The organism is Pseudonocardia terrae (assembly GCF_021343995.1).
Taxonomy (GTDB): domain Bacteria; phylum Actinomycetota; class Actinomycetes; order Mycobacteriales; family Pseudonocardiaceae; genus Pseudonocardia; species Pseudonocardia terrae.
This window is the reverse complement of record NZ_JAJTTE010000118.1, coordinates 1-4832: the sequence shown is the minus strand read 5'-3', so window position 1 is coordinate 4832 and position 4832 is coordinate 1. Positions and strand designations below refer to the sequence as shown.

Below are 4832 nucleotides of genomic sequence, written 5' to 3'. Positions count from 1 at the left end.
TTCGTAGCCCGCACCGGGCGGCCAGGGCCACGACCGGGACCAGCCCGGCACACGAGTTGGGTAGCGGGGACGCATTGCTGCGCCCCCGCCCCCTCAGAACCGTACGTGCCAGTTTCCCGGCATACGGCTCAAGCAAGTCCCGAGGGCGCCGTGGGCTGCTGGTTCCTCCTGCGTGCTTGGACGCTGCGGTGGCAGGAGGTGTGTACGAGGCGTGTCCGGGTTCCGTTCATTGTGCCGTCTCGCCCGTGGTGGGTGAGATAGTCGGCGGCGATCGCTCGTTTGACCACGCGCAGCCACCAGCGTTCCCATTCGTGTGGGGACTGGGGCTGATCTGCGGTGAGCAGGTGGTCTCCGCAGAACGGGCAGTAGCCACCTTGCCTGGCGAGCAGGGCGGAGTTGTAACTGTCCAGCGCTGGTTTGACCTTCCGCCGCCGCCTGTTCCAGTACTCGCGTAGATCGGGGTCGTCCGGGGACGCCCCACTCGCGACCAAGGTATGGCGAACAATGTCGGTCCAGGAAAATTTCGCGAGATAGGCGGTGGTGCCACCGTTCTCGCCCTGCAAGGGTTGGGGGTCACCGAACACCCAGCGATCGTTCCTGAACCGGTGGAACCGGCCGAAGTAGCGGCTTACCACCCAGTGACGGGATTTCCTTGGGTGGTTGCGGCGTGCCCACCGGTAGGTGAGTGCCCACATATACGCGTCCAACGAAGCAAATACTCCACTGGACACCGCCCCTCGATAGTAGGAGGCCCAACCCCGGATAATCGGGTTGAGGCGGGCGATGACAGCGATTGCGTTTGATCCACGCAACCGGCGCATTTCGACCGCCAGCCTCCTGCGGACACGTTTGACCGCGTCCGGGCTCGGTTTGATCAGCAGTTTCCCGAGGGACCGTCCGTTCCGGTAACGGCGGACATTAAATCCGAGGAAGTCGAAGCCCTCTTCGAGGTGCACTATACGTGTCTTGTCCTCGTTGAAGGCCAGCCCCCTCGGCTTCAGCCACCCGGCCAACCGTGCCTTGACCTGGCCGGCCTGTTGCCGGGAGTGGCAACAGACGGCGAAATCGTCGGCATATCTCACCAGAACCGGGGAGTCCACTGCTACTTCTCCGGCTTTACTGCCGGTGCGGTAGCGGACCCCGGCGGCCTCCTCCAGGCCGTGCAGCGCAACGTTCAACAGCAAGGGGCTGATCACACCGCCTTGCGGGCTTCCCTCCTCGCTCGGAGAGAAGCGCTCGTTATCGATCACGCCCGCCTTCAGCCAGCCCTCGACCAGGCCCCGCGCGGGGAACCCGCCGAGCGCATCCAGGAGCCGGACGTGGTCGATCTTGTCGAACGCTGCCGACAGATCGGCGTCCAGGATCCACACCCGTTTGGCCCGTGGCCCTTTGAGCGTGGTGAACAGGGACTCGATCGCGTCGGCGCAGCTGCGTCTGGGCCGAAACCCGTATGAACGGGGTTCGAACCGGGCCTCCCACTCGGGCTCCAACGCATTACGGACCCGTGCCTGATGGCACCGGTCCATGAGCGCGGGAATTCCGAGTGGGCGCTGCTTGCCATTGGCCTTCGGGATATACACGCGTCGAACCGGCAGCGGCACCCATGACGAACGCGTTCGATGCACTTGCACCGCCGCTTCGGCACGGGCGGCACTCGACAGCGCGATGTCTCCGTCGATACCGGCCGTTCGACGCCCAGCATTGCGTTGGGTCACCTGACGCACGCTCACAAGCGTGTTCGACCAAGAGCCCAGCATCAGTTTCTGCAGCGACCGGACCACCGCCCAGTCCTGCTCCCGCGTCGCCTTGAAGATCCTGCGCCGCAGCCTCGCTACGTTCTGTTCATGGGTGCGCCAGTCTATGGCGTCCCATGGCGCAGAAACGTCCACGGGTCCGTTCACCTCGATGGTGTCCAACATGCCCCTATGGTCCGCGAGCCATCGGCCCTGAATATCCAAAGACTCACCTGTCCACGTCAGCACCCTCTCGGGCCCAACCATCTGGTTGGTATCCGGCCAGTTGTGCCACGGCGGTCAACGGGAAGGTGTCGACCCGTGCTGTCCGTGGTTTTCCTGTTGCCTTTCGGCCACCGGCATTAGCTTCTTGGACATCCTGTCCCGTCGAGGACTTCCGCCCCTCTTACGATCGGCCTACCAAACCTCGGCGTCGATGGCTTCGACACCGTCTGGACCACGACGAGGTTTCCACTTTCCGCTCACTCGAGTCGCGGCCGGATTGGGTGCCCTCTTTACCCCGAGACCACGTGGTGCTCTCGTGGCCGGTCTCGTGCCTCCGGCCACCACGCGCCCCCTCTTCCAGGGGCAAGGCCCTATCACCCCGGTCCACATCCCACCATCCGGAGCTCTCCGATAACGAGGCGTCATCAAGGGTTCACTCCCGTTCACCCGCCCGACCTTCTCCCAGACCCGGCGATCCCCGGGTGGAACAGGGGCACCTTGGGCACAGCCCCGGGCTTCGCACCCCGCAGACCAAGAGCCTGCGGCGCACGCCGGAGCAGGAGACAGGCGCTCGAGCACTTGCCCGGAGCTACGCCACCAGCTTCACCAGCCCTCCACTCGACATAGCTCACTCACAGTGAGCGACTTGGTGTCGCACCACGAGGTTCGGATCGTCGAAGCGCACGCGGATCGCGCGACACGCGTGGGATAGTCGCATCCAGCGGATGCCCTTCTCTGCGGGGATCGATGTTGCCGTGGTAAGCACATCTTCCCAGCTCAGAGGGGCATTCGTGTGTCACGACTCGCCCGAATCAGCGCGCTTCACCGGTGGATCCAGGCTCAGACGGGGACGGGCTCGGCCGTCGGCTCCTCCGCGTGCCGGGCCATCCGTCCGGCGATCGCCGCGCAGGCCATCAGCTGGATCTGATGGAACAGCATCAGCGGCAGCACCAGCAGCCCGACCTGCGGGCCCGCGAACAGCACGCCCGCCATCGGCAGGCCGCTGGCCAGGCTCTTCTTCGACCCGCAGAACAGGATCGTGATCCGGTCGGCGCGCGGGAACCGGCGCGGGACGACCCAGGTGATCGTCAGCACCACGCCGAGCAGCAGCACGCAGGTCCCCAGGAGGGCGCCGAGGGCCGCCGGGGAGAGCCGGCCCCAGATGCCCTGCACCATGCCCTCGCTGAACGCGGTGTACACGACCAGCAGGATCGAGCCCCGGTCCACGACCTGCAGGTACTTCTTGTTCCGGGTCACCCAGCCGCCGATCCAGCGCCGCAGCAGCTGACCGAGCACGAACGGAGCGAGCAGCTGCAGGGCGACGTCGACGATCGCGCCGCCCGAGACGCCGCCCTGCGACGACAGCAGCAGGCCGGTGAGCAGCGGGGTGACCACGATGCCGAGCAGGTTCGAGAGCGAGGCCGCACAGATCGCGGCCGGGACGTTGCCGCGGGCCACCGAGGTGAACGCGATCGACGACTGCACCGTCGAGGGCAGGCAGCACAGGAACAGCATGCCGAGCTTGAGTTCGGTGGGCAGCACCGCCGACGGGATGAGCTGGATCGCCAGCCCGAGCAGCGGGAAGAGCACGAACGTCGCCAGCACGACCGTGCCGTGCAGCCGCCAGTGCTTCAGCCCCTCGATCGCCTCGCGGGTGGACAGCCGTGCGCCGTAGAGGAAGAACAGCAGGCCGATGGCGACGGTCGTCGCGTGCCCGAAGCCGGTCGCCACCGCCCCGCGCGCAGGCAGCAGCGCCGCGATCCCCACCGTGAGGAGGATCAGCAGCAAGAACGTGTCGATCCGGATCCGCTCCCGGAGACGCTTCCACCACTGAGGCACGGGGTCCATCCTCCGCCACCCACGCTCATGCGGAAACACGCACACCGCTCTGTCTGTCATCACGGACTACGATGAGCCGATGCTGGACCCGGTGTTCCTGCGCTCGTTCGTGACGGTCGCGCGCACACTGAGCTTCACCCGCGCCGCGGACCGGCTCGGCGTGCGGCAGTCGACGGTGAGCCAGCACGTCCGCAAGCTCGAGGCCGAGGTGGGCCGCACGCTGCTCGCCCGCGACACCCACACCGTCGCCCTCACTCCCGACGGCGAGGCGATGCTGGAGTTCGCCACCACGATCCTCGACACCGGCGAGCGCGCCCTGGCGCACTTCCGCGGCGCGCGGGTCCGCGGACGGCTGCGGTTCGGGGTTTCCGAGGATCTCGTCGCCCGGCTGCCGACGATCCTCGCCGGCTTCCGCCGCCGCCATCCCGAGGTGGACCTGGAGCTCACGGTCGGGCTCAGCGAGACCCTGGAAACCGAGCTCGACCGCGGCGAGCTGGATCTGCTCTTCGCCAAGCGCTCGCCCGGCCGGACGGGCGGCACGCCGGTCTGGCACGACCGGTTCGTCTGGGTCGCCGCCCCCGGCCACCGGCTCGACGACGCCGCGATCCCGCTCGTCAGCTACCCGCCGCCGAGCCTGTCCCGGGCCGCGGCCATCGCGGCGCTGGAGGCCGCGGGCCGGCCGTGGCGGATGGCCTGCACCAGCGGTTCCCTGTCCGGGCTGCGGGCGGCCGCCCTGGCCGGGCTCGGCGTCGTCGCCCACGCCGAGACGCTGATCCCCGCCGGGCTGGTCCCGGTCGCCGGACTGCCGCGGCTCGGCGAGTTCGACTTCACCCTGCAGACCGGCCGCCGCGCCCTGACCGCCCCGGCCGAGGCCCTGGCCGGGGCGATCCTGGACAGCGCGGCGACCCTACAGAACCGCATCATGGAACCATAACGCGAATTTCCGGCGACAATTGGTGCATTATGGAACCGTAATGCGCTCTGACCCGTATCCGCGAGTAGTGGGCGCTCGCGGACGGTGAGAGTACGATAACC

The 4832-nt window shown here is 67.6% G+C and carries 3 protein-coding genes; 1 reads left to right on the top strand and 2 read right to left on the bottom strand.

The window, feature by feature from the left end:
* Positions 1 to 128 precede the first annotated feature (128 nt).
* Together ltrA and LWC33_RS34225 are read right to left on the bottom strand one after the other, a co-directional pair.
* The gene (ltrA, locus tag LWC33_RS34230; protein WP_233308863.1) at positions 129 to 1919 is read right to left on the bottom strand and encodes a group II intron reverse transcriptase/maturase; all 1791 of its coding nucleotides are present in this window, start codon (positions 1917 to 1919) and stop codon (positions 129 to 131) included.
* An 879-nt stretch (positions 1920 to 2798) separates the two neighbouring features.
* A complete protein-coding gene (locus tag LWC33_RS34225) occupies positions 2799 to 3797 on the bottom strand; it encodes a bile acid:sodium symporter family protein (RefSeq protein ID WP_233308862.1) in 999 nt (332 codons plus the stop codon).
* A 79-nt stretch (positions 3798 to 3876) separates the two neighbouring features.
* Here LWC33_RS34225 and LWC33_RS34220 point away from each other — a divergent pair, with 79 nt between their 5' ends.
* Positions 3877 to 4731: a LysR family transcriptional regulator gene (locus tag LWC33_RS34220; protein ID WP_233308861.1), complete on the top strand. Its 855-nt coding sequence runs from the start codon at positions 3877 to 3879 to the stop codon at positions 4729 to 4731.
* The last annotated feature ends 101 nt before the right edge of the window (positions 4732 to 4832 follow it).

Coding starts and splice junctions, on each gene's coding strand:
- ltrA (WP_233308863.1), bottom strand. CDS start 1,919: ATGTTGGACACCATCGAGGTGAACGGACCCGTGGACGTTTCTGCGCCA.
- LWC33_RS34220 (WP_233308861.1), top strand. CDS start 3,877: ATGCTGGACCCGGTGTTCCTGCGCTCGTTCGTGACGGTCGCGCGCACA.